At 68.7% G+C, this 21729-nt stretch carries 20 protein-coding genes; 8 read left to right on the plus strand and 12 right to left on the minus strand.

The features are described from left to right. Position 1: 1 nt before the first annotated feature. Complete coding sequence (sufB, locus tag BN1193_RS05605; RefSeq protein WP_040164509.1) at positions 2 to 1420, minus strand: Fe-S cluster assembly protein SufB; 1419 nt, start codon at positions 1418 to 1420, stop codon at positions 2 to 4. Between the two features lie 248 nt (positions 1421 to 1668). Between sufB and BN1193_RS05610 the strand changes: the two genes are divergently transcribed. Both BN1193_RS05610 and BN1193_RS05615 read left to right on the plus strand, forming a co-directional pair. Further along, positions 1669 to 2601, plus strand: coding sequence for a COX15/CtaA family protein (locus BN1193_RS05610; protein WP_094770286.1), 933 nt, complete (start codon positions 1669 to 1671; stop codon positions 2599 to 2601). An 80-nt stretch (positions 2602 to 2681) separates the two neighbouring features. Continuing rightward, positions 2682 to 3314, plus strand: coding sequence for a tetraspanin family protein (locus BN1193_RS05615; protein ID WP_052460456.1), 633 nt, complete (start codon positions 2682 to 2684; stop codon positions 3312 to 3314). 54 nt (positions 3315 to 3368) lie between these two features. Here BN1193_RS05615 and BN1193_RS05620 read toward each other — a convergent pair whose 3' ends face one another. The 5 genes from BN1193_RS05620 to BN1193_RS05640 form a co-directional block, all read right to left on the minus strand. Beyond that, the gene (locus BN1193_RS05620) at positions 3369 to 4439 is read right to left on the minus strand and encodes a hypothetical protein (RefSeq protein WP_040164512.1); all 1071 of its coding nucleotides are present in this window, start codon (positions 4437 to 4439) and stop codon (positions 3369 to 3371) included. Then, a complete protein-coding gene (locus tag BN1193_RS05625) occupies positions 4436 to 5542 on the minus strand; it encodes a GNAT family N-acetyltransferase (RefSeq protein ID WP_230206416.1) in 1107 nt (368 codons plus the stop codon). Before BN1193_RS05625 ends, BN1193_RS05620 begins: the two co-directional genes overlap by 4 nt. Next, complete coding sequence (locus BN1193_RS05630) at positions 5529 to 6239, minus strand: hypothetical protein (protein WP_052460457.1); 711 nt, start codon at positions 6237 to 6239, stop codon at positions 5529 to 5531. Before BN1193_RS05630 ends, BN1193_RS05625 begins: the two co-directional genes overlap by 14 nt. A 1-nt stretch (position 6240) precedes the next feature. Further along, a complete protein-coding gene (locus BN1193_RS05635) occupies positions 6241 to 7818 on the minus strand; it encodes a phenylacetate--CoA ligase family protein (RefSeq protein ID WP_230206417.1) in 1578 nt (525 codons plus the stop codon). 137 nt (positions 7819 to 7955) lie between these two features. Further along, a complete protein-coding gene (locus tag BN1193_RS05640; RefSeq protein WP_230206426.1) occupies positions 7956 to 8876 on the minus strand; it encodes a heme o synthase in 921 nt (306 codons plus the stop codon). A 201-nt stretch (positions 8877 to 9077) separates the two neighbouring features. On the opposite strand from BN1193_RS05640, the gene tkt reads away from it, so the two are divergent. The 6 genes from tkt to pgl are packed head-to-tail and all read left to right on the plus strand — an operon-like array spanning position 9078 to position 17210. Beyond that, a complete protein-coding gene (gene tkt / locus BN1193_RS05645) occupies positions 9078 to 11189 on the plus strand; it encodes a transketolase (protein WP_040164518.1) in 2112 nt (703 codons plus the stop codon). Further along, on the plus strand, positions 11186 to 12292 hold the full coding sequence (tal, locus tag BN1193_RS05650; RefSeq protein WP_040164520.1) for a transaldolase: 1107 nt from the start codon (positions 11186 to 11188) through the stop codon (positions 12290 to 12292). Before tkt ends, tal begins: the two co-directional genes overlap by 4 nt. Further along, positions 12289 to 13920 carry a glucose-6-phosphate isomerase gene (locus BN1193_RS05655; RefSeq protein ID WP_040164522.1) on the plus strand — a complete coding sequence of 544 codons (1632 nt, stop codon included), beginning with the start codon at positions 12289 to 12291 and terminating at the stop codon, positions 13918 to 13920. Before tal ends, BN1193_RS05655 begins: the two co-directional genes overlap by 4 nt. A 22-nt stretch (positions 13921 to 13942) precedes the next feature. Further along, positions 13943 to 15490 (plus strand): glucose-6-phosphate dehydrogenase, encoded by a 1548-nt coding sequence (zwf, locus tag BN1193_RS05660; protein WP_040164523.1) that lies wholly within the window; start codon positions 13943 to 13945, stop codon positions 15488 to 15490. Next, the gene (locus BN1193_RS05665) at positions 15487 to 16428 is read left to right on the plus strand and encodes a glucose-6-phosphate dehydrogenase assembly protein OpcA (RefSeq protein ID WP_040164524.1); all 942 of its coding nucleotides are present in this window, start codon (positions 15487 to 15489) and stop codon (positions 16426 to 16428) included. The genes zwf and BN1193_RS05665 overlap by 4 nt, the downstream gene beginning before the upstream one ends. Positions 16429 to 16442: 14 nt before the next feature. Continuing rightward, positions 16443 to 17210, plus strand: coding sequence for a 6-phosphogluconolactonase (pgl, locus tag BN1193_RS05670; protein ID WP_040164525.1), 768 nt, complete (start codon positions 16443 to 16445; stop codon positions 17208 to 17210). Between the two features lie 87 nt (positions 17211 to 17297). Here pgl and BN1193_RS05675 read toward each other — a convergent pair whose 3' ends face one another. The 6 genes from BN1193_RS05675 to BN1193_RS05700 form a co-directional block, all read right to left on the minus strand. After that, complete coding sequence (locus BN1193_RS05675; protein WP_040164527.1) at positions 17298 to 17651, minus strand: RNA polymerase-binding protein RbpA; 354 nt, start codon at positions 17649 to 17651, stop codon at positions 17298 to 17300. Further along, complete coding sequence (secG, locus tag BN1193_RS05680; RefSeq protein ID WP_040164529.1) at positions 17651 to 17899, minus strand: preprotein translocase subunit SecG; 249 nt, start codon at positions 17897 to 17899, stop codon at positions 17651 to 17653. Before secG ends, BN1193_RS05675 begins: the two co-directional genes overlap by 1 nt. An 89-nt stretch (positions 17900 to 17988) precedes the next feature. Beyond that, entirely contained in the window at positions 17989 to 18780 is a 792-nt protein-coding gene (gene tpiA / locus BN1193_RS05685; protein ID WP_040164531.1) for a triose-phosphate isomerase, read from the minus strand. Further along, positions 18771 to 19985: a phosphoglycerate kinase gene (locus BN1193_RS05690; RefSeq protein ID WP_040164533.1), complete on the minus strand. Its 1215-nt coding sequence runs from the start codon at positions 19983 to 19985 to the stop codon at positions 18771 to 18773. Before BN1193_RS05690 ends, tpiA begins: the two co-directional genes overlap by 10 nt. A gap of 5 nt (positions 19986 to 19990) precedes the next feature. Then, on the minus strand, positions 19991 to 20998 hold the full coding sequence (gene gap / locus BN1193_RS05695; protein ID WP_040164535.1) for a type I glyceraldehyde-3-phosphate dehydrogenase: 1008 nt from the start codon (positions 20996 to 20998) through the stop codon (positions 19991 to 19993). Positions 20999 to 21099: 101 nt separating this feature from the next. Beyond that, positions 21100 to 21726 carry a superoxide dismutase gene (locus tag BN1193_RS05700; protein WP_040164537.1) on the minus strand — a complete coding sequence of 209 codons (627 nt, stop codon included), beginning with the start codon at positions 21724 to 21726 and terminating at the stop codon, positions 21100 to 21102. Positions 21727 to 21729: the final 3 nt, after the last annotated feature.

The raw sequence follows: 21729 nt of genomic DNA on the forward strand, positions 1-21729 counted from the left end.
CTCAGCCGACCGATCCTTCCATGCCCATCTCGATGAGCTTGTTCAATTCGAGGGCGTACTCCATCGGCAGCTCACGTGCGATCGGCTCGATGAAGCCGCGCACGATCATGGCCATCGCCTCGTCCTCGGGCATGCCGCGGCTCATCAGATAGAAGAGCTGCTCCTCGCTGACCTTGGACACCGTGGCCTCGTGGCCGAGCTGCACGTCGTCGACGCGGATGTCGATGGCCGGATACGTGTCCGACCGGGAGATCGTGTCCACCAGCAGCGCGTCGCAACGGACGGTGTTGGCGGAGTGGTGCGCGTTGGCATCCACGCGGACCTCGCCGCGGTAACCGGCGCGTCCGCCACCGCGGGCGATGGACTTCGACACGATCGAGGACTGCGTGTACGGCGCCATGTGGATCATCTTCGCGCCGGCGTCCTGGTGCTGACCGGGACCGGCGAAGGCGACCGACAGGGTCTCACCCTTGGCGTGCTCACCGGTGAGGTAGATCGACGGGTACTTCATCGTCACCTTGGAACCGATGTTGCCGTCCACCCACTCCATCGTCGCGCCCGCCTCGGCGACCGCACGCTTGGTGACCAGGTTGTAGACGTTGTTCGACCAGTTCTGGATCGTCGTGTAACGCACGCGGGCGTTCTTCTTCACGATGATCTCGACGACGGCCGAGTGCAGCGAGTCCGACTTGTAGATCGGGGCGGTGCAGCCCTCGATGTAGTGGACGTAGCTGTCCTCGTCGGCGATGATCAGGGTCCGCTCGAACTGGCCCATGTTCTCGGTGTTGATGCGGAAGTACGCCTGCAGCGGGATCTCCACGTGGACGCCCTTGGGGACGTAGACGAAGGAGCCGCCGGACCAGACCGCGGTGTTCAGCGCGGCGAACTTGTTGTCGCCGGCCGGAATCACGGTGCCGAAGTACTCCTGGAAGAACTCGGGGTGCTCGCGCAACGCCGTGTCGGTGTCCATGAAGATGACACCCTGCTCCTCCAGGTCCTCGCGGATCTGGTGGTAGACGACCTCGGACTCGTACTGGGCGGCGACACCGGCGACGAGCCGCTGACGCTCCGCCTCCGGAATCCCGAGCTTCTCGTACGTGTTCCGGATGTCCTCGGGGAGGTCCTCCCACGACTGCGCCTGCTTCTCGGTGGAGCGGACGAAGTACTTGATGTTGTCGAAGTCGATCTCGGACAGATCGGCGCCCCAGGTCGGCATCGGCTTGCGGCCGAACAGCGACAGACCCTTCAGACGGGTCTTGAGCATCCACTCCGGTTCGCTCTTGAGCGCCGAGATGTCGCGCACCACGGCCTCGGACAGGCCACGCTTCGCGCTGGCCCCGGCGGAGTCGGCGTCATGCCAGCCGAACTCGTACACCCCCAGACCATCGAGCTCGGGTCGGTCGATGAGCACTTCAGACATTCGCGTCACACTCTCCTCAATGGGCCCAAACGGTTTGAGCCGTCCCGGCATTCCGGTTCCCCGCCGAGGTGGACGGGGGCGGGATGTCGCTTCGAGCCTTGCTCTTTGCACGCGATCAGCGCGCCTAGACTGTCAGGGGCGCCACGTACGCGCGACGCCAGACCCCTCGATTCTACAGGCTCCGCTCCGCGCGGGGCGGACCCACGTGGTGCCGAGCCCCCGTCCGGGCGTGCCGCACCGGGAGCGAAATGACCACGAACCCCACCCGCCCCGCAACCGACACGCGAAGCGGCTGGCTTCCGACGAGCGTGAACCGGCCCATTCGCGTCTTCGGCTGGCTGAACTTCATCTTCCAGACGCTGATCATCGCCACCGGCGGCGCGGTGCGGCTGACCGGCTCCGGCCTCGGTTGCCCCACCTGGCCCCTGTGCACCCCCGATTCCCTCGTTCCCACGAGCGAGCTGACGTGGCACAGTGCGATCGAGTTCGGCAACCGGACCATGACCGGGGTTCTCGGCATCGTGGCGCTCATCACCGTGATCCTGGTGTGGCGCCTGCGCCGGACCCGTCGCGACCTGTTCGTGCTGGCCTGGATCATCCTCGCCGGGGTCATCGTGCAGGCCGTCGTCGGCGGGGTTCTGGTCCTGTTCGACCTGCACCCGAACCTGGTGAGCTTCCACTACACGATCTCCCTGCTGCTGGTGTGCGTCGCCGCGGCATTCCTGGTCCGGATGAACACGACGCCCGGCCCGCGCGCGCGTGCCGTGCCGTCCTGGTACGCGATCCTCGCGCACGTGACGACGCTCGTGCTCGCGGTCTCCGTCGCGATGGGCGTGCTGACCACGGGCGCCGGACCGCACTCCGGCGACGACACCGTCGTGGCGCGGAACGGTCTGAACGCGATCGTCCTGGAGCACGTGCACGCCTGGCCGGGCTACATCCTCTTCGCCCTCACGATCGTGCTGCTGATCGTCGCCGTGGTGCGGTCGTTGCCGACCCGCCGGTGGCTCGTTCTGCTGCTTGTGATCGAGCTCGTGCAGATCGGCGTCGGGCTCTACCAGGCGCGCAACGGCCTGCCCGCGCTGGCGGTCGGCGTGCACATGGTGCTGGCCGCGCTGACGGCGGCGGCGATGGTCGCCGTGGTGATGAACCTCAAGCGATCTGTCTCAGGAAACGCATAGGAAGCACCGACGCACCGCAGAGGTCACGGCGTCAGACTCGTCCCGGCGGCGATCCCGCGTCGCCGAAGAGGAGTGAATCCATGACCCCCACCAGTGCTGCCCGCCGGATCCCGTTCTGGATCCTGCTCGTGGCGTCCCTGGCCAGCGCCGGTTACGGCTTCTGGCTCACCTCGGACAAGATCTCCACCATGGAGTCCGGCCTCGCCGACAACAGTGCCACCGCGGTGGACGTGTACGCCGGCCAGTCCTGGGCCACCCTGGGTGCCGCCTTCCTGGCCGCCGGGCTCATCGGCCTGTTCGCCGCTCTCGCGGTCTGGACCATCGGCTCCCGCCTGGGTGGCGCAGCGCCGGTGATCTCCGAGGTGCCCGTTTCCACCGACCTGGCGGCGACCCGTCCGGCCATGCCGTGGCAGGACACCACCGTGCCGGCCACCGCGGTCAGCGACGCCCCCGTCGTGACGGACGAGGCGGCTGCGAATGTCGACCCGACCGTCGCCGCCCCCGTGAGCGTGGACGACGCGCCCCTGACGGACGCCGTCGACGCCCCGGCGGTCACCGACGAGACCGTCTCGGTCTCGGAGTCGTCCGACGAGATCGGCACGGAGACGGACGCGGCTGCGACCACCGTCATCGACGCCAACGAAGAGCCCGCCGTGGCATTCGGCGACGAGCCGGTCACGCGCGCGTCGCTGCGCCAGGGCGACAACGCCTGACACGAGACGCAGAACGACGGGCCGGGGAGAATTCCCCGGCCCGTCGTTCTGCGTTCACTCGCCCGTCAACCGCGCCGACCGCGGGACGACGCGCACCGGCGTCCCGCTGTCGAACACCGCAAGCGGAACCTCCGCGACCCGCAGGCGCAGCCCACGGCGCAGGCGCGCGGCCGAGCGGGGGTCATCGAGCACCTCCGAGTGCGGCGAGACGACGACTCCGCGTCGCTGCAGCGCGAGCCACGTCCCCATCAGGACGCGGCCGGCGTTCAGGACCGCGTCGGCCGGCAGGCGCGCGGGCCACTGAGTCGAGCCCGCCACGGCGTCTGCACCGACGACATTCACCGAGCTGCCGTCCGCGATCAGAACGAGCGGCAGGCCCGTGGTCGCCCGCGTCGGCAGCATCGGCGTGACGGTGGCGAGCACGCGGTTCGCGACGCTGAACACTTCGCCTAGGCGGTCGCGTCCATGCGATGTCCGCGTGAACAGACCGAGGACCCGCGCGAGAGCGCCCGGCAGCAGGAGGGTGTCCGCGCGCAGACCGTCGCGCGTCCACCCCGGGTCAGCGGTCGTGAACCGCAACCACCGCATGGTCTCCCGAGCGATCGTCGGATCCGACTGGGACCGGGCGCCGGCCGCCGCGACGAGGGCACTGAATCGATGGGGCGGAATCGCGCGCAGTTCATAGCCGGGCGGCAGATCCTGCCTCGCTCGCCGGACCGCATCCGGTGCGGCGCGCAGCGGTCCCCGATTCACACCGCGGGCCAGGATCTCGGCATCGTGGAAGACGGTGTCGGCCGCCCCGAGCCGACAGCGCACGACCAGCAGGGGCTCGGTCGGGGCCGTCATCGGATCGGCCTGAAGACGCCCGATCCCCTCGGCCGACTCGACGACGGCCACCAACCCGCGTCCGGCGGCTGCGATCGTGAAGGCCTCCGCCCACGCGCCGAACGCCAGGAGCAGATCTCGAGCGGTGTCGTCACCGGCCGGGAGCATGCGGTCCGGATCCACGTGAACCGTAAGCGTGTCGCCGTCACGATGGACCGACCACGGCTGCGTGTTGTGCGCGCTGGGGGCGCGTGCCGCGATTCGGACGGCATCGTCGATCGCATCCGTCCCCGCGCTCACGGGGTCACGCTCCGTCGATAGAACGTGTAGCCGTGCAGTGGCCGTCCGCCGTGGCGGGCGAACTGCGCGGCGGATGCCGGGTTGTCCCGTCCCACGTACGTGCTGCGCATGCGCTGGTACCCGCCGGCGGCGAGACCCGCGTGCAGCTCCCTGCTGAGAAGTCGGAGCAGCCCCTGACCCTGTCGATCGGGTCGGGTGCCCTGAATGATCAGGACGGCATCGCGCCGGTAGCGCGAGCGGGTCAGCAGCAGCCGCACCTGCTGCAGTGGGCCGAGCCGACCGCGGGTGCGCTGCAGGAAGGCCGTGATGTCCGGCACCACGAGAGCGAACGCCACGGCGGCTCCGGCACGGTCACGCGCGATCAGGGCCAGCCGCGGGTCCACGAGCCAGGCCAGACCGTCGGTTGCGGCGGCGAATTCGGCCGGCGAGATCATCGTGTAGTACGGCAGTTGGGCGAAGGAGGCGTTCACGAGGTCGCGCACCTCCGGCAGAAGGCGGGACATCTCCGCGCGATGGGCGTGCTGGATCGTGATCCCCGCGGCGGCGAGTTCGGCGCCGGTCGGTACGACCGCAGACGCGTCGGTGGGCACGATCCAGGTGTCGCTCTCGTTCCACCGCGTGTAGCCGGCCTCCTCGTAGAGTCCGGGCACCCACTCCGGATTCCACGCGGAATCCACGAATCCGCGGTGCTCGAAGCCGGACGTGATCACACCGCCCGCCTGGTTCGGCAGCAGGGACACCGGCCCGATGAGCTCGGTCTCCCCCGCGGTGCGCGCACGCTGATCGAGCTCCGTCGTCAGGCAGGCGAGGACCGCGCGGCCGGTCACCTCGTCGGCACCGAGCTCGACGGCGCCGAACAGCCGAGCGCGGGTGCCGAGCTTCGCATCGAACGCGTCGTCGCGATGAGTGACCGCGCGTCCCACCGCGCGGCCGTCGTCCTCGACGAGGAGGAGGGTGACCCCCGTCGGATGCGGTGAGGTCCCCCGCAGCCACGAGCGCAGCGTCGGCTCGAGCAGGGGCACGCCCAGCTCACCGACGGCCCGATCGCCGACCTCGAGGAACCGCCGGTAGTCGGTCGGTGTTCGCACCTCACGGACGCGCACGGTCCGCCTCACTGCGCAGCATGCGGATGTAGCCGGCGGAGGCCCACCGGCCGGACGCGGTCAGCCATGTCATCAGGTACCGGTGCTCCGGTCCCCGTGCCATCGCCCAGAGCGTGTCGCGGCGGTCGAAGAAGCCGATGGTCCCGAGTGTGAACGGCCACATCCAGTAGACGCGGTGTCCGCGGTAACCCGGCATCGCCCGCATCCGGCGCACCAGCGGGAACCAGGTGCGCGCGAAGGCGATCCAGCTGACCGGTGTGGTGTACTTCGTGGCGCCGAAGAACATCGCACCGGCTTCGGTCGCGTCCACGTCCCGGGGCGCGGGGTGTCCGGTGAACCTCTTCGGCCGGCGCAGTGGCCCCGCCGGACGCACCAGTGGCGGTTCCTTGTGCCGCGCCCGCTCTGCTGCGGTGGCGGTGAAGCGCTCGACCGTGTTCAGCCGACCGGACGTGCTCCAGGTGCCGTTGGCGTAGCCTTCCGCATCGGCCGAGAGTACGACGGCGCGCCCGTCACCGGTGCCCAGCGCGGCCGCCGCGCGTTCCGCGTCCGCGACGGCGGTGTACGTCCCGAGGTGCGCGGGCGGCCGTTGGGGCAGGCGATAGACGCGCGTCGCGCCCTCGGGGCGACCGGACGTCGAGATCACCACCGCGACGACGCGTGCCGCGGCGGGAGCGCGGGAGAAGTCGGTGGTCCGCATCTCAGCTCCGTTCGGCGGCGTCGGTGAGGTAGACGTTCTTGATCTTCGACGAGCCGCCCTGGAACGGACCGGTGCCGTGATCGTGCACCGTGATCCGCAGGTCCCGCGCCGTCTCGTCCTCCTCCAGGGACTGCGCGATGTCGCGGGAGACGTGGGCGAGGTGACCGAGCACTCCCACCGCTGACCGCCGGGCGAGGTCGGCGCGCTGGTCCGCGTCCAACGCGGCGTCCTCGCGCAGTTGCAGATGGATCATGGGGCGCTGCTCGGCATCCCCGATGTCCACCAGTTCGAGCTTGAACGACTCGATCTGAGCGGCATGCGGGTTGTCGCGGTACAGGCCGTTCTCCACGTCGAGGGGATAGATGTTCGCCCCCATGTAGGAGATCGTGGAGTCCTTGCGGCCGAACAGCAGCAGGAACGGCAGCTTCATTCGCTGCGTCGCGAACGCGCGATCGAACCCGGCCGCGAGACGTCGATTGCTCCGCACGATGCGTTCCAGTTCGGGGAAGGACAGCAGCCGCGCCTCGTCCCCGATGTCATAGCGGACCTTCGGCGCCATGATCGAGGTGGAGTTCAGGGTGCACAGCAGCGACCCGGACTCGTTCGTCTCCAGATACGTCTCCAGCGGGTTGTACTGGAACACCATCGGCGTGCGCGCCTCGTCGCCGAGCACGGCCTGGCGGAACGTCGCGTTGTCCAGGAGTTCGCGCCGCAGCCAGACCGCCAGGTCGCTCTCCCCGGCCATGCCGATCGTGAGGTCACTCGCGCCGTAGCCGGAGTAGATGCGCCCGAACCGTTCCTGGAGGTAGTCGCGCAGTCCCTCGGTGAGTGCCTCTCCCCCGACGAAGCCGTTCAGGTCATGCCGGTTCCAGTCGAAGCCGAGCTCGTCGAGGCGATCGCGCAGGTGCTTGAGGAAGGGCGGGTAGGCGCTGATGACGTACGTGTAGCCGGGTCCGAAGTGCGCGATGGTGTCGACGATCTTGTCGATGTCCGGTCCGGTGTTCTTCACCATGGCGACACGGGACATCGCGATGCCGGTGTTGGTGCCCGTCGCCCAGGCTCCCATCGAGAAGGCGTTGATGCAGAACAGCCGGCGTGACCCGAACAGCATCGTGACGTAGCCGGCGACGTTGCGGTGCACGGTGCCGAGCTCGCGCTTGGAGCGCATCCAGTTGTACGGCTTGCCGGAAGACCCGCTGGATTCGTCCACGACCGTGCCGGCGATGCGGATCCGCCCGTCCCAGCACCGCGCGTTCTCCGGGTAGCGGGCGACGTACGAGGCCTTGTCCGTCGGGGCGTACGAGTCCAGCCGCCACCAGCGGAACCGGAAGCCCCGGGCGTTCTGGAAGTGCCGGTATGCGGGTACATCCAGGTAGGCGTACTGGCACATCATCCACGCGTGCAGCTTGGCGAAGCGCCCCATCACCGGGCGGTAGTTGCGCGCCGTGACGCGCCACAGCGCCGGATGCAGCCGGTACGCGGAGTACGCGGACGTGAGAATCGCCGCGGTCGCCCGCAACGTGAACTGTCGGATCAGATTGGGACGGCTGTGTCCGTCCGCGGGTACAGGAATCGCCACCGTGCTTTTCCCCCTCGCCATCGGTGTGGTCCGAGGTTACCCGAGTCTCCCCCTCGCGAAACACCCAAGCACGTCCGAGACTCACCGCGTTGCGCAGGGTTTGGGACGTGCCTGGGTGTCTCGCGGAGGGAAACGGTTCAGAAGGGCAGCAGCGGGTCGACCGCGATGGCCAGGAACAGCAGCGTGCAGTACACGATCGACGCGTGGAACACACGCATGGGCGCCGGACCGTCACCCTTCACCGCGCGGTTGTACAGGCGGTGCGCTTCGTAGATGAACCAGCCGCCGAAGACGACCGCCGACACGGTGTAGACCAGGCCCATCGGCGCGACGGGGATCAGCAGCAGCGAGCAGATGACGGTCGCCCAGGTGTAGAGGATCACCTGCAGGCCGACCTGCGAGGTGCCGCGGGTGACACCGAGCATGGGCACGTCCACGGACTCGTACTGGTCCTTGTACTTCATGGACAGCGGCCAGTAGTGCGCCGGCGTCCACAGAAACACCAGCACGAACAGGATCACCGGTGCCCACGAGAACCTCGGGTCCACGGCTGCCCAGCCGATCGCGACCGGGAAGCATCCGGCGATGCCGCCCCAGATGATGTTCTGCTCGGTGCGGCGCTTGAGCCACATCGTGTAGATCACGACGTAGAAGAAGATAGCGATCACGGACAGGACCGTGGCAGCCGGCGTGGTGAACACGGCCAGCCAGACGGTGGAGATGATCGCGAGCGTCCACGCGAAGACCAGAGCGTTGCGCGGCGTGAGTTCGCCGGTGACGAGCGGACGGTCCTTCGTGCGCTTCATGTGCGCGTCCATGTCCCGGTCCAGGTACATGTTGAACGCCGCGGCGGACCCGGCGCTCATCGAGCCGCCGATGACGGTCGCGAGCATCAGCCAGAGGTTCGGCAGACCGTGCGCGGCGAGGAACATCACCGGCACCGTCGTCATCAGCAGCAGTTCGAGCACGCGCGGCTTGGTCAGCGCGACGTAGGCACGGATGGTACGTCCGAGGCTCTTGGACTCAGTCCGCCCGACGGCAGGAGACGTCGTGGTCAGCTCGATCGCCCCCTTCGTTCGACTTGGGCACAGAGTGCCAGTCTATGCCATCGGAACGGATGCTTCCGGCCGCAACATGGCGCCTCCTGCGGCCCGTGCGAGCACCCGAATCGGTATGCTGACGAAGGTAACCACATGCGCACGACTCCGGCTTCTCGCCGTGTCGAAACGGCCTCAGCGCCGTATGCACATGACCACTACATGGAAGGCGATCCGGTGACGGAACTTCGTTGGGATGAGATCGACAAGCGTGCCGTGGACACGGCGCGGGTGCTGGCCGCGGACGCGGTCGAGAAGGTCGGCAACGGCCATCCGGGCACGGCGATGAGCCTTGCCCCGGTCGCCTATCTGCTCTACCAGCGCGTCATGCGCCACGATCCCGCGGCTCCCCGTTGGATCGGTCGCGATCGCTTCGTGCTGTCCGTGGGCCACTCCTCGTTGACCCAGTACATCCAGCTCTACTACGGCGGCTTCGGTCTGGAGCTCACCGACCTCGAGGCGCTGCGGACCTGGGGCTCGCTCACTCCGGGTCACCCCGAATACGGTCACACCGCGGGCGTGGAGATCACGACCGGACCGCTCGGGCAGGGGCTCGCCTCGTCCGTCGGTTTCGCCTACTCCCAGCGCTACGAGCGTGGCCTGTTCGACCCGGACGCCGACGCCGGCACCAGCCCCTTCGACCACCACGTCTACGTCATCTGCGGCGACGGCGACATGCAGGAGGGCGTCACCAGTGAGGCCTCCTCCCTCGCCGGACACCAGCAGCTCGGTAACCTCATCGCGATCTACGACTCCAACCAGATCTCGATCGAGGACGACACGAACGTCGCCTTCACCGAGGACGTGCGCCAGCGCTACGAGTCGTACGGGTGGGACGTTCGCGTCGTGGACTGGAAGAAGACCGGCCAGTACATCGAGGACGTCCCGGAGCTGTTCGACGCCATTGAGGCCGCGAAGGGCGTGACGGACAAGCCGTCGCTCATCATCCTGCGCACCATCATCGGCTGGCCGTCGCCGGGCAAGCAGAACTCCGGCAAGATCCACGGCTCCGCCCTCGGTGCCGACGAGCTGGCCGCGACGAAGAAGGTGCTCGGCTTCGATCCCGAGCAGAACTTCGTCGTCGCCGACGACGTGATCGCGCACACCCGCGAGCTCGCCGAGCGCGGTGCTGCGGCGCACGCCGAGTGGGACGACGCGTTCGCCGCCTGGGGTGCCGCCAACCCGGAGCGCAAGGCTCTGCTGGAGCGCCTGGAGGCGCGGGAACTGCCCGCGGACATCGCCGACGCGCTGCCGACGTTCGAGGCCGGCAAGGACGTGTCCACCCGGTCGGCGTCAGGCCAGGTCATCAACGCGCTCGCCGCGAAGCTCCCCGAACTGTGGGGCGGGTCGGCAGACCTCGCCGAGTCGAACCTGACGACGATCAAGGACGCGCCGTCGTTCATCCCCACGCAGTGGTCCACGCACGAGTGGTCCGGCAACCCGTACGGCCGCGTGATGCACTTCGGCATCCGTGAGCACGCGATGGGCTCGATCCTGAACGGCATCGTGCTGTCCGGGCATACGCGCCCGTTCGGCGGAACCTTCCTGATCTTCAGCGACTACATGCGGCCTCCGGTGCGCCTGGCCGCGCTGATGGGAATCGCGCCGATCTACGTCTGGACGCACGACTCGGTGGCGCTGGGCGAGGACGGTCCGACCCACCAGCCGATCGAGCAGCTCGCCTCGTTGCGAGTCATCCCGAACATGACGGTGGTGCGACCCGCCGACGCCAACGAGACCGCGGTGGCGTGGCTCCAGGCGTTGAAGCACCACGACGGTCCGATCGGTCTCGCCCTGACTCGTCAGAACATTCCGGTGTTCGACCGTGGTGAGGGTCCGGCCTCGGGTGACTCCTTCGCATCGGCCGAGGGCGTCGCTCGCGGCGCCTACGTCCTGCAGGAGGCACCCGGCGGCACGCCGGACGTCCTGCTCATCGCGACCGGTTCCGAGGTCCAGCTCGCCGTCTCGGCGCGCGAGACCCTGGCCGGCGAGGGCATCAACGCCCGCGTCGTGTCCGCCCCGTCGCTGGAATGGTTCGCGAAGCAGGACGACGCGTACCGCGAGAGCGTGATCCCGGCCGGGGTCAAGGCCCGCGTCGCCGTCGAGGCCGCCTCGCCGGCCAGCTGGTGGCGCATCGTCGGCGACACCGGTCGTGTCGTCGGCATCGACCACTTCGGCGCTTCCGCTGATTGGAAGACGCTCTTCGAGAAGTTCGGGATCACCGCCGACCACGTCGTGCAGGCTGCCCGTGAGACCGTGAAGGAGAACTCATGACCACCCCGACCGAGGACCTCAACGCCACCGGCGTCAGCATCTGGCTGGATGACCTGTCCCGCCAGCGCATCACCTCCGGCAACCTCGCGGAACTGATCCGCACGCGCAACATCTCCGGGGTGACGACGAACCCGACGATCTTCCAGGGCGCGATCGGTTCCGGCAGCGCCGACTACAAGGACCAGGTGAACAGCCTCGCCGCGAGCGGCGCGGACGTGGACGCGACCATCGCTGCGCTGACCACGGACGACGTGCGCGACGCGGCCGACATCTTCCGGCCCGTGTACGACGCGACCGGTGGGGTGGACGGTCGGGTCTCGATCGAGGTCTCCCCCGATCTGGCGCACGACACCGACGGCACCGTCGCGCAGGCGAAGGAACTGTGGGCCACCGTCGACCGCCCGAACACGCTGATCAAGATTCCGGCGACCAAGGCGGGCCTGCCCGCGATCACCGCCGTGATCGGCGAGGGCATCAGCGTCAACGTCACGCTCATCTTCAGTCTGGAGCGCTACGCGGAGGTCATCGACGCGTACTACGCAGGCCTGAAGCTCGCACGCGAGAACGGTCACGACCTGTCGCAGATCCACTCCGTGGCGTCCTTCTTCGTGTCCCGCGTGGACACCGAGGTCGACAAGCGCCTCGAGGCCCTCGGCGGCGACGCACTGGCGCTGAAGAGCAAGGCCGGTCTCGCCAACGCCCGACTGGCGTACGAGCTCTACCAACAACGGTCCTCCTCCGCCGAGGCCAGCGAGCTCGCCGCCGCCGGTGCGAACCCGCAGCGTCCGCTCTGGGCGTCGACCGGTGTGAAGGACCCGGCTCTGCCGGACACCCTCTACGTGACCGAGCTCGTCGCGCCGAACACGGTCAACACGATGCCCGAGAAGACGCTCGAGGCGACCTACGACCACGGCGTGATCACCGGTGACACGATCACCCCGAACATTCCCGCCGCCCACGCGTTCTTCGACGATCTCGCCGCCGCCGGTGTCGATTTCGCCGATGTCACGCAGGTGCTCGAGGACGAGGGCGTGGCGAAGTTCATCGCCTCCTGGCAGGACCTGAAGAAGACGGTGCAGGAAGCGCTGGACGCCGCCCGATGAGTTTCGAGGTCCGCCTCTCCGGTCATCCCGAAGCCGTTGCGGCACACGTCGTGCCGCAACTGGTGGCGGACCTCGTCGCCTCCGGCGTCACGGCGGCCGACCCCACGCTGTGGGGGGCCGCCGCCGAGGCCGAGGCACGAGTCCGCCTCGGGTGGGTCGATGCCGTGATGGCGTCGCGCCCGCTCGTCGCTGAGATCGCCGCGCTGCGCGAGCAGTTCCTCGCACGCGGCGTGACCCGCTTCGTGCTGGCCGGAATGGGCGGATCCTCGCTCGCTCCGGAGGTCATCGCAGCGTCGTTCGACGTCCCGTTGACGGTTCTCGACTCCACTGCTCCCGGGGAAGTCCTGGCCGCACTGGACGGAGACGGCAGCGACGGCGGACTGACGCGGACCGCCCTGATCGTGTCTTCCAAGTCCGGTTCCACGCTCGAGACGGACTCCGCGCGTCGAGCGTTCGAGGCGCAGTTCCGCGATCTCGGCATCGACCCGGCCGAACGCATCGTCGTGGTGACCGATCCGGATTCCCCCCTCGCGCAGTGGGCCACGTCCGTCGGCTGCCGCGTCTTCACGGCCGACCCCAACGTCGGTGGACGCTATTCCGCGCTGACCGCCTTCGGCCTGGTTCCGGCCGGTCTCGCCGGCGCGGATGTGGGCGCCCTCCTCGACGAGGCCGAGGCGACCATGCTGACGGTCGCCGTGGATGCGCCCGACAATCCCGCGCTCGTCCTCGCGGCGGCCCTCGCCGGAACACCCGCGGACGGCGCGCCGCGGAAGGACAAGATCGCGCTCGTCTCTGACGGCACCGCCCCGGCGGGGCTGGCGGACTGGATCGAGCAGCTCATGGCCGAGTCCACCGGCAAGGAGGGCACCGGTCTGCTGCCGGTGGTGCTGCTGCCGGTCTCGCCGGAGATCGATGACGCGACGGATGATCTGCAGATCGTCCGCTTCGTGAACGACGTCGATGACACCGGCATGTTCGATGACACCTGGAGCGAGATCCTCGTCTCCGGCAGCCTCGGCGGCCATTTCCTGACATGGGAGTACGCGATCGCGATCGCCGGCCGCCTGCTCGGCATCGATCCGTTCGACCAGCCCGACGTCGAGGCGGCCAAGGCCGCCACCCGTCGGTTGCTGGAGGCGCGCCCCATCGAAGCACCCCCGGCATTCGTCGAGGAGGGCATCGAGGTGCGGGTGAGTGAACCCGACCTCGCCGCAGCCGGAACCGTGCGCGGCGTGCTCGATGAGCTCTGGACGCGCCTCGGTCCGGACGGGTACGTCTCCCTCCAGGCCTATGTGGACCGCGACGCTCTGCCCCAACTCGCCGGGCTCCGCGAGCTCGTCGCCGCCGATGCCGCTCGTCCGACGACGTTCGGCTGGGGTCCGCGCTTCCTGCACTCGACCGGGCAGTACCACAAGGGCGGTCCCGCGACCGGGGTGTTCCTGCAGATCCGGGAGCGCACCGAGGTGGACCTGGAGATCCCCGGGCGCACGTTCACCTTCGGAGAGCTGATCGCGGCGCAGGCCGCGGGCGATGCGGCAGTGCTCGCCGATCACGGACGTCCGGTCGTGACACTCACGCTCACCGATCCTCAGGCCGACATCCTCGGGCTCTTCGAAGCCGCCGACTGACACAGAAAACCCACCCCCACTGATGACCTCACCCATCTCCCGCGGGCACAACCCGCTGCGCGACCCCGACGATCGCCGGCTCAACCGCATCGCCGGACCGAGCGCCCTGGTGATCTTCGGCGTGACCGGAGACCTGAGCCGCAAGAAGCTCATGCCAGCCGTCTACGACCTCGCCAACCGCGGTCTGCTGCCGCCCGGATTCGCCCTGGTCGGTTTCGCCCGGCGCGAGTGGGAGGACCAGGACTTCGCCCAGGTGGTCCACGACGCCGTCAAGGCCGGAGCTCGGACGGAGTTCCGCGAGGACACGTGGAACCAGCTCTGCGAGGGCATCCGCTTCGTCCAGGGAACGTTCGACGACGCGGACGCGTTCGCACGCCTGAAGGAGACCCTCGACGTACTGGACGTCGAACGCGGCACGATGGGCAACCACGCGTTCTACCTGTCCATTCCGCCGAAGGACTTCCCCGTCGTGACCCGGCAGCTGCGCGAGTCCGGGCTGGTCGACGGAACCAACGACCCCGACCACTGGCGTCGCGTCGTGATCGAGAAGCCGTTCGGCGACGACCTCGCCTCCGCGCGGGCCCTCAACGAGGCGTTGGAATCCGCCTTCCCAGCCGACTCGATCTTCCGCATCGACCACTACCTCGGCAAGGAGACGGTGCAGAACATTCTGGCGCTGCGCTTCGCCAACGAGCTGTACGAGCCGCTGTGGAACCGCAACTACGTCGATCACGTGCAGATCACGATGGCCGAGGACATCGGCGTCGGCGGACGTGCGGGGTACTACGACGGCATCGGTGCCGCCCGTGACGTCATCCAGAACCACCTCCTGCAGCTGCTCGCCCTGACCGCGATGGAGGAGCCGATCAGCCTGGACGCGAAGGACCTCCGTGCGGAGAAGGAGAAGGTGCTCGCAGCCGTCTCGCTCCCGGCGGACCTCGCCACCGCGACCGCACGCGGCCAGTACGCCGGCGGATGGCAGGGGGGCGAGCAGGTGCTCGGCTTCCTCGAGGAGGACGGCATGAACCCGCAGTCCACGACCGAGACCTACGCCGCCATCAAGCTCGAGATCGACACCCGCCGCTGGGCCGGGGTGCCCTTCTACCTTCGCACCGGCAAGCGTCTCGGCCGCCGTGTCACCGAGGTCGCCGTGGTGTTCAAGAAGGCGCCGGAGCACCTGTTCTCCCGATCGCAGAGCTCGGAGCTCGGTCAGAACGCGCTGGTGATCCGCATCCAGCCGGACGAGGGCGTCACGCTCCGGTTCGGTTCCAAGGTGCCGGGTGCCGGAACCGAGGTCCGCGACGTGACGATGGACTTCGGCTACGGCCACGCGTTCACGGAGGCCAGCCCGGAGGCGTACGAGCGACTCATCCTCGACGTCCTCCTCGGGGACCCGCCGCTGTTCCCCCGACACGAGGAGGTCGAGCTGTCCTGGCGCATCCTCGACCCGATCGAGGAGTTCTGGGCCGCCGAGGGCGGTCCGCTGGAGCAGTATGACCCTGGTTCCTGGGGGCCCGCATCGGCCGACGACCTGTTGGCCCGCGACGGTCGTGTCTGGAGGCGCCCGTGATCTTCGATCTTCCCGACACCACGGTCTCTCAGGTCGCCAAGCATCTGGTGAAGGTGCGCGAGGAGGGCGGTGCCGTCGCCCTCGGCCGTGTGCTGACCCTCATCATCGCGACGCGCGACGAGGTGATGGAGGCCGCGATCGAGGCGGCCAACGACGCCTCCCGTGAGCACCCGATGCGCGTGATCGTGCTCACGACCGACGAGAGCGGTGACCCGCGCCTGGACGCGCAGATCCGCGTCGGCGGCGACGCGGGTGCCAGCGAGGTCGTGGTCCTGCGCGCGCACGGCGACGCGGCGTCCAACGAGGAGAGCCTCGTCACGGGGCTCCTGCTGCCGGACGCCCCGGTCGTCGTGTGGTGGCCGGATCACCCGCCGCACCGACCGTCCGAGAGCCCACTCGGCCGCATCGCCCAGCGTCGCATCACGGACGCTTCCACGCTGCCGCACGACGTCGATCGGGTGGCAGCGCTGGCGGGCGCTTCCGCCCCCGGTGACACCGACCTCGCCTGGACGCGCCTGACGCACTGGCGTGAGCAGCTCGCCGCCGTGCTCGATCAGCCGCCGTACGAGGAAGTGACCGCCGTCGAAGTGACCGGCGCCAGTGACTCCCCCTCGACGGGTCTTCTCGCGGCGTGGCTGCGCTTGCTGCTGGACGCGCCGGTGTCCTGGCGGTATGCGGACCGGGACGAATGGGGCGAGGGCATCAAGTCCGTCCGACTCACCCGGGCATCCGGCGACATCGTTCTGGAGCGTCCGGAACCCGGAATCGCCCGCTTGACGCAGCCCGGACAACCGGCTCATGATCTGTTGCTGCCGCGGCGGAGCCTGCGCGAGTGCCTCGCCGAGGAACTGCGCCGCTTGGACGCGGATCTGCTCTACGGTCGAGTCATCTCGGACGGATGGCGCCTGCTCGGCCCGGCGTCCACACACCAGCGCTAGGGGGAAGCACGCATATGGCTGAGAAGAGTGTCGTCGTCGTCCCGGACCCGGAGACCCTCGCGACGAGTGTCGCAGCGCGGTTCCTGGGAAAGGTCGCGCTCGGTCTCGCCGAGGAGCGGGACGTCCACGTCTCGCTCACCGGGGGGACGATGGGCATCGCCGTGCTGCGGGCGACCGCGGACAACCCGATGCACGAGATGATCGACTGGTCGCGTGTGCACCTGTGGTGGAGCGACGAACGCTTCGTTCCGCGCGCGGACGGTGACCGCAACGCCCGTCAGGCTCGCGAGGCCTTCATCGAGCGCATCGCGATTCCGGCGGAGAACGTGCACGAGATGCCCGCAACCGACGACGGCATGGACCTGGACGCGGCCGCGGAGCACTACGCCGCCGAACTCGCCCGCTTCGGATCCGACGCGCGCCCCTACCCGATCTTCGACGTCACGTTCCTCGGCGTCGGCCCGGACGGACACATCGCGTCGCTGTTCCCGGACCGCGACGAGATCCTGGTCACCGACCGCACGGCACTCCCGGTGCGCAACTCCCCCAAGCCTCCGCCCGAGCGCATCACGCTGACGCGCCCGGTCATCAACGCCTCACTGCGCGTGTGGATGGTCGTCTCCGGCGCGGAGAAGGCCGGTGCGCTGGGACTGATCCTGGCCGGGGCGAGCTACGCATCGGTTCCCGCCGCCGGCGCCAAGGGCACCGTCCGCACGGTGATCATCGTGGACGAGGCCGCGGCCGGCGAAGTGCCCCCCGAGCTCATCGACCCCGACTTCTGATCGCGAAACACCCAGGCACGTCCGAAACACTCCGCGTTGCGGGGTTTCTCGGACGTGCCTGGGTGTCTCGCGGTGTCAGTCAGAAAATCAGAGGCCGCGACGCTCGCGCAGCTGCGTGAGGGCGTCCTCCAGGAGAGAGGTCGCCTCCTCATCGCTGCGGCGCTCCTTCACGTAGGCGAGGTGCGTCTTGTACGGCTCGGGCTTGGCGACCATCGGCGGGTTGTCCTTGTCCTGGCCAGCCGGCAACCCGGAGTGCGGGCTGTCGATCGTCTCCGGGATCTCCTCCGCCGGTACATTGGCTGCGAAGTAGCGGACGGTCTCGTTGCCGAGGGCGTCCCAGTACGAGATCGCGACACGCTCGGCGTGGAAGCCGTGGTCCTGCTCGCCCATCGGGCCGGCGCCGACCCGCGTGCCGCGGATCGCGTTGCCACCGGTCGCCATCAGAGACCCTGGAACTTCGTCAGCAGGCCGAGCCCGACGATGGTGCCGAACCAGACCAGCGAGAGGATGACCGTGAACCGGTTGAGGTTCCGCTCGGCCAGACCGGACGAGCCGACCGTGGAGGACATGCCGCCGCCGAACATGTCGGACAGCCCGCCGCCGCGGCCCTTGTGCATGAGGATGAGCAGGGTCAGCAACAGGCTCGTGATGCCGAGCACCACCTGAAGCACGAACTCGATGATATCCACTGGTGTGAAAGCCTTTCGCGCACGACTCGGACAGCCGCACGAACCTTCAGTATACGGGGTGAGGAAGTTGCGTCCCGGAACGCACGCCGTCAGACGCCGACGTGGTTCTGGAAGCGGACGATGGCGGCGAACTCATCCACGACGAGGCTCGCTCCGCCGACCAGCGCACCGTCGACGTCGGGCTCGCGCATGAAGGAGGCGATGTTGCCCGACTTCACCGATCCGCCGTACAGGATGCGCGTGCGCGCGGCCGCCTCGTCGCCGAGTTCCTCCGCGATGACCTGACGCAGCGCGGCGCAGACGTCCTGCGCCTGCTGCGGCGTCGCCGCCTGGCCGGAGCCGATCGCCCAAACCGGCTCGTATGCGACGACGACGTCCGCCTTCGCGTCCAGACCGGACAGCGCAGTGCGCAGCTGACCGACCGGAACCGCGGCGGCGCCGTGCTCCTCCAGGTCCGCGGCGGTCTCGCCGACGCAGATCACCGGGACCAGCCCGTGCTTGAGTGCGGCCTTCGTCTTGGCCGCCACGACCTCGTCGGTCTCCGCGTGGTACTCGCGACGCTCGGAGTGGCCGATGATGACGTAGCGGCACTGCAGCTTCGCCAGGAACGCCCCGGAGATCTCGCCGGTGTAGGCGCCGGAGTCGTGGACGGAGACGTCCTGCGCGCCGAGCGCGAAGGGGATCTTGTCGGCGTCGATGAGCGTCTGGACGCTGCGCAGATCGGTGAACGGCGGGAAGATCCCGACCTCGACCGAACCGTCCTCGAACTTCGCATCCCGCAGCGTCCAGTGCAGCTTCTGCACGGTCGCCACCGCCTGCAGGTGGTCGAGATTCATCTTCCAGTTGCCCGCGATGAGCGGGGTACGAGCGGTCACGCCCATCCGAGGACCTCCAGTCCGGGAAGCTTCTTGCCTTCGAGGAACTCCAGGCTGGCACCACCGCCGGTGGAGATGTGGCCGAACGCGTCGTCGGCGAAGCCGAGCTGACGCACCGCGGCGGCGGAATCGCCACCGCCGACGACGGAAAGGCCGTCGACCTCGGTCAGCGCCTCTGCGACGACGCGCGTGCCGTTCGCGAAGTTCGGGAACTCGAACACGCCCATCGGACCGTTCCAGAACACGGTCTTCGAAGCGCGGATGATCTCCGCGAAGCGGGCGGCGGTGTCCGGACCGATGTCCAGCCCGATGCCGGCGGCACCGGCCGGGGTCGACTCGATCGCGTCCGCGGACACGGCCTCGAACGCGGCATCCGCGGCGAAGCGGTCGGCGACCAGGACATCCGTGGGCAGCACCAGCTCGACGCCGAGTTCGGCGGCCTTCGCGATGTAGCCGCGGACGGTGTCCAGCTGGTCCTCCTCGAGCAGGCTCGCGCCGACGGGATACCCCTGCGCCTTGAGGAACGTGAAGAGCATTCCACCGCCGATGAGCAGGCTGTTCACCCGCGGCAGCAGGTGGTCGATGACGCCGAGCTTGTCGCTCACCTTCGAACCGCCCAGGACGACCGCGTAGGGCCGCTCCGGGTTCTCGGTGAGACGGTCCAGGACCTCGAGCTCCTTCTGGATGAGCAGGCCCGCGGCGCTCGGGAGCGCCTCGGCCAGCTCGTACACGCTCGCCTGCTTGCGGTGCACGACGCCGAAGCCGTCGGACACCATCGCGTCGGCGAACGCGGCGAGACGGCCTGCGAACTCCTCCCGCTCCGCGTCGATCTTCGAGGTCTCCCCCGGGTTGAACCGGAGGTTCTCGATCACCGCGACGTCACCGTCCTGCAGGCCTTCGACCGCGGACGCGGCGGACTCGCCGACCGTGTCCCGGGCGAACGCCACCGGCTTGCCGAGCAGCTCCGACAGGCGCTGCGCGACCGGCGCGAGGCTGTAGCGCTCGTCCGGGGCGCCCTCCGGGCGGCCCAGGTGCGAGCACACGACCACGCGCGCGCCGGCGTTGATGAGGGTGTTGAGCGTCGGCAGCGAGGCGCGGACGCGGCCGTCGTCCGTGATCACGCCGTCCTTGAGCGGGACGTTCAGATCACAGCGGACGATGACGCGCTTGCCGGCCAGATCGCCGAGAGAGGAGAGGGTTCGCAGGCTCATCGCCGTTACAGGCTCTCGCCCACGAACTCGGTCAGGTCGACCAGACGGTTCGAGTAGCCCCACTCGTTGTCGTACCAGGCCGAGATCTTGACCTCGTTGCCCAGCACACGGGTCAGGCCCGCGTCGAAGATCGACGAGTGCGGGTCGGTGACGATGTCGCTGGAGACGATCTCGTCCTCGGTGTACTTCAGGTAGCCGGCCAGCGGACCGGACTCGGCGGCGGCCTTGTACGCGGCCTTGATCTCGTCCACGGTCACCTCGCGGGAGGCGACGACGGTGAGGTCGGTGATCGAGCCGGTGGGGACCGGAACGCGCAGCGCGAATCCGTCCAGCTTGCCCTTCAGCTCCGGCATGACCAGACCGATCGCCTTGGCGGCGCCGGTGGAGGTCGGCACGATGTTGACGGCGGCGGCGCGCGCACGACGCAGGTCGCTGTGCGGGCCGTCCTGGAGGTTCTGGTCGGCGGTGTACGCGTGCACCGTCGTCATGAGGCCCCGCTCGATGCCGAAGTTGTCGTTGAAGACCTTCGCCAGCGGTGCGAGGCAGTTGGTCGTGCAGGACGCGTTGGAGATGATCTGGTCGGTCTCCGGGTTGTAGGTGTCCTGGTTCACGCCCATGACGATGGTGCGGTCCTCGCCGGTGGCCGGAGCCGAGATGAGGACCTTCTTGGCGCCGCCGGCGATGTGCTTGCGGGCATCCTCCGCCTTGGTGAAGCGGCCGGTGGACTCGATCACGATGTCCACGCCGAGCTCGCCCCACGGCAGGTTCGCCGGGTCGCGCTCCTCGAAGACCTTGATCTTCGCGTCGCCGACCGTGATCGACTCGTCGTCGTAGGTGACGTCCAGGTCGAGACGACCCAGGATGGAGTCGTACTTCAGCAGGTGGGCGAGCGTCTTGTTGTCGGTGAGGTCGTTCACCGCGACGATTTCGAGGTCAGCACCCTGCGCGAGAGCCGCGCGGAGGTAGTTGCGCCCGATACGGCCGAAGCCGTTGATACCGATCTTGACAGACACGTAGGTCTCCCTGAGAGATGTTGCGCTTGCGCGCGGTTGATGGATTCAGATCGGGGACATCGGCGTCCCGACGGGGTGTCCCGTCGGGACGCCTCCGCCGCTTACGACAGTACCAGCAGCCCGTTGGCCTGCTTGCGGGCGACCTCGAAGCGCTTCTGGACGTTGTCCCAGTTCGCGATGTTCCAGAACGCCTTGACGTAGTCGGCGCGGACGTTCTTGTAGTCGAGGTAGTACGCGTGCTCCCAGACATCGAGCAGCAGCAGCGGGACGGTGCCCGCGGCGAACTGCGACTGCTGGTCGAAGAACTGCTGGATGATCAGGTTCTCGCCGATCGAGTCCCAGAACAGGCCGGCCCAGCCGGAGCCCTGGACGCCGAGGGCGGCGGCCTGGAACTGCGCCTGGAAGGCGTCGAACGAACCGAAGTGGTCGGTCAGTGCGGACTCGAGCTCACCGGTCGGCTTGTCGCCACCGTCCGGGGACATGTTGGTCCAGAAGATCGAGTGGTTGGTGTGGCCGCCGAGGTTGAACGCGAGGTCCTTCTCGAGCTTGTTGATGTTCGCGAAGTCGCCCTTCGAGCGGGCATCGGCCAGCTGCTCGAGGGCGGTGTTCGCACCGGTCACGTAGGCCTGGTGGTGCTTGGAGTGGTGCAGCTCCATGATCTGCGCGCTGATGCTCGGCTGCAGGGCCGAGTAGTCGTAGGGCAGCTCGGGCAGCGTGTACGTCGCCATTGT

The sequence above is a fragment of the Microbacterium gorillae genome (genome assembly GCF_000826185.2).
Classification (GTDB): Bacteria; Actinomycetota; Actinomycetes; order Actinomycetales; family Microbacteriaceae; genus Microbacterium; species Microbacterium gorillae.

What these genes read in the sequence shown, in the direction of transcription:
- BN1193_RS05700 (WP_040164537.1), bottom strand. Translation starts at nt 21,726, where the DNA reads ATGGCGACGTACACGCTGCCCGAGCTGCCCTACGACTACTCGGCCCTG.
- tal (WP_040164520.1), top strand. Translation starts at nt 11,186, where the DNA reads ATGACCACCCCGACCGAGGACCTCAACGCCACCGGCGTCAGCATCTGG.
- tpiA (WP_040164531.1), bottom strand. Translation starts at nt 18,780, where the DNA reads ATGGGCGTGACCGCTCGTACCCCGCTCATCGCGGGCAACTGGAAGATG.
- tkt (WP_040164518.1), top strand. Translation starts at nt 9,078, where the DNA reads ATGGAAGGCGATCCGGTGACGGAACTTCGTTGGGATGAGATCGACAAG.
- BN1193_RS05630 (WP_052460457.1), bottom strand. Translation starts at nt 6,239, where the DNA reads ATGCGGACCACCGACTTCTCCCGCGCTCCCGCCGCGGCACGCGTCGTC.
- zwf (WP_040164523.1), top strand. Translation starts at nt 13,943, where the DNA reads ATGACCTCACCCATCTCCCGCGGGCACAACCCGCTGCGCGACCCCGAC.
- BN1193_RS05690 (WP_040164533.1), bottom strand. Translation starts at nt 19,985, where the DNA reads ATGAGCCTGCGAACCCTCTCCTCTCTCGGCGATCTGGCCGGCAAGCGC.
- BN1193_RS05655 (WP_040164522.1), top strand. Translation starts at nt 12,289, where the DNA reads ATGAGTTTCGAGGTCCGCCTCTCCGGTCATCCCGAAGCCGTTGCGGCA.
- BN1193_RS05615 (WP_052460456.1), top strand. Translation starts at nt 2,682, where the DNA reads ATGACCCCCACCAGTGCTGCCCGCCGGATCCCGTTCTGGATCCTGCTC.
- pgl (WP_040164525.1), top strand. Translation starts at nt 16,443, where the DNA reads ATGGCTGAGAAGAGTGTCGTCGTCGTCCCGGACCCGGAGACCCTCGCG.
- sufB (WP_040164509.1), bottom strand. Translation starts at nt 1,420, where the DNA reads ATGTCTGAAGTGCTCATCGACCGACCCGAGCTCGATGGTCTGGGGGTG.
- BN1193_RS05610 (WP_094770286.1), top strand. Translation starts at nt 1,669, where the DNA reads ATGACCACGAACCCCACCCGCCCCGCAACCGACACGCGAAGCGGCTGG.
- BN1193_RS05675 (WP_040164527.1), bottom strand. Translation starts at nt 17,651, where the DNA reads ATGGCGACCGGTGGCAACGCGATCCGCGGCACGCGGGTCGGCGCCGGC.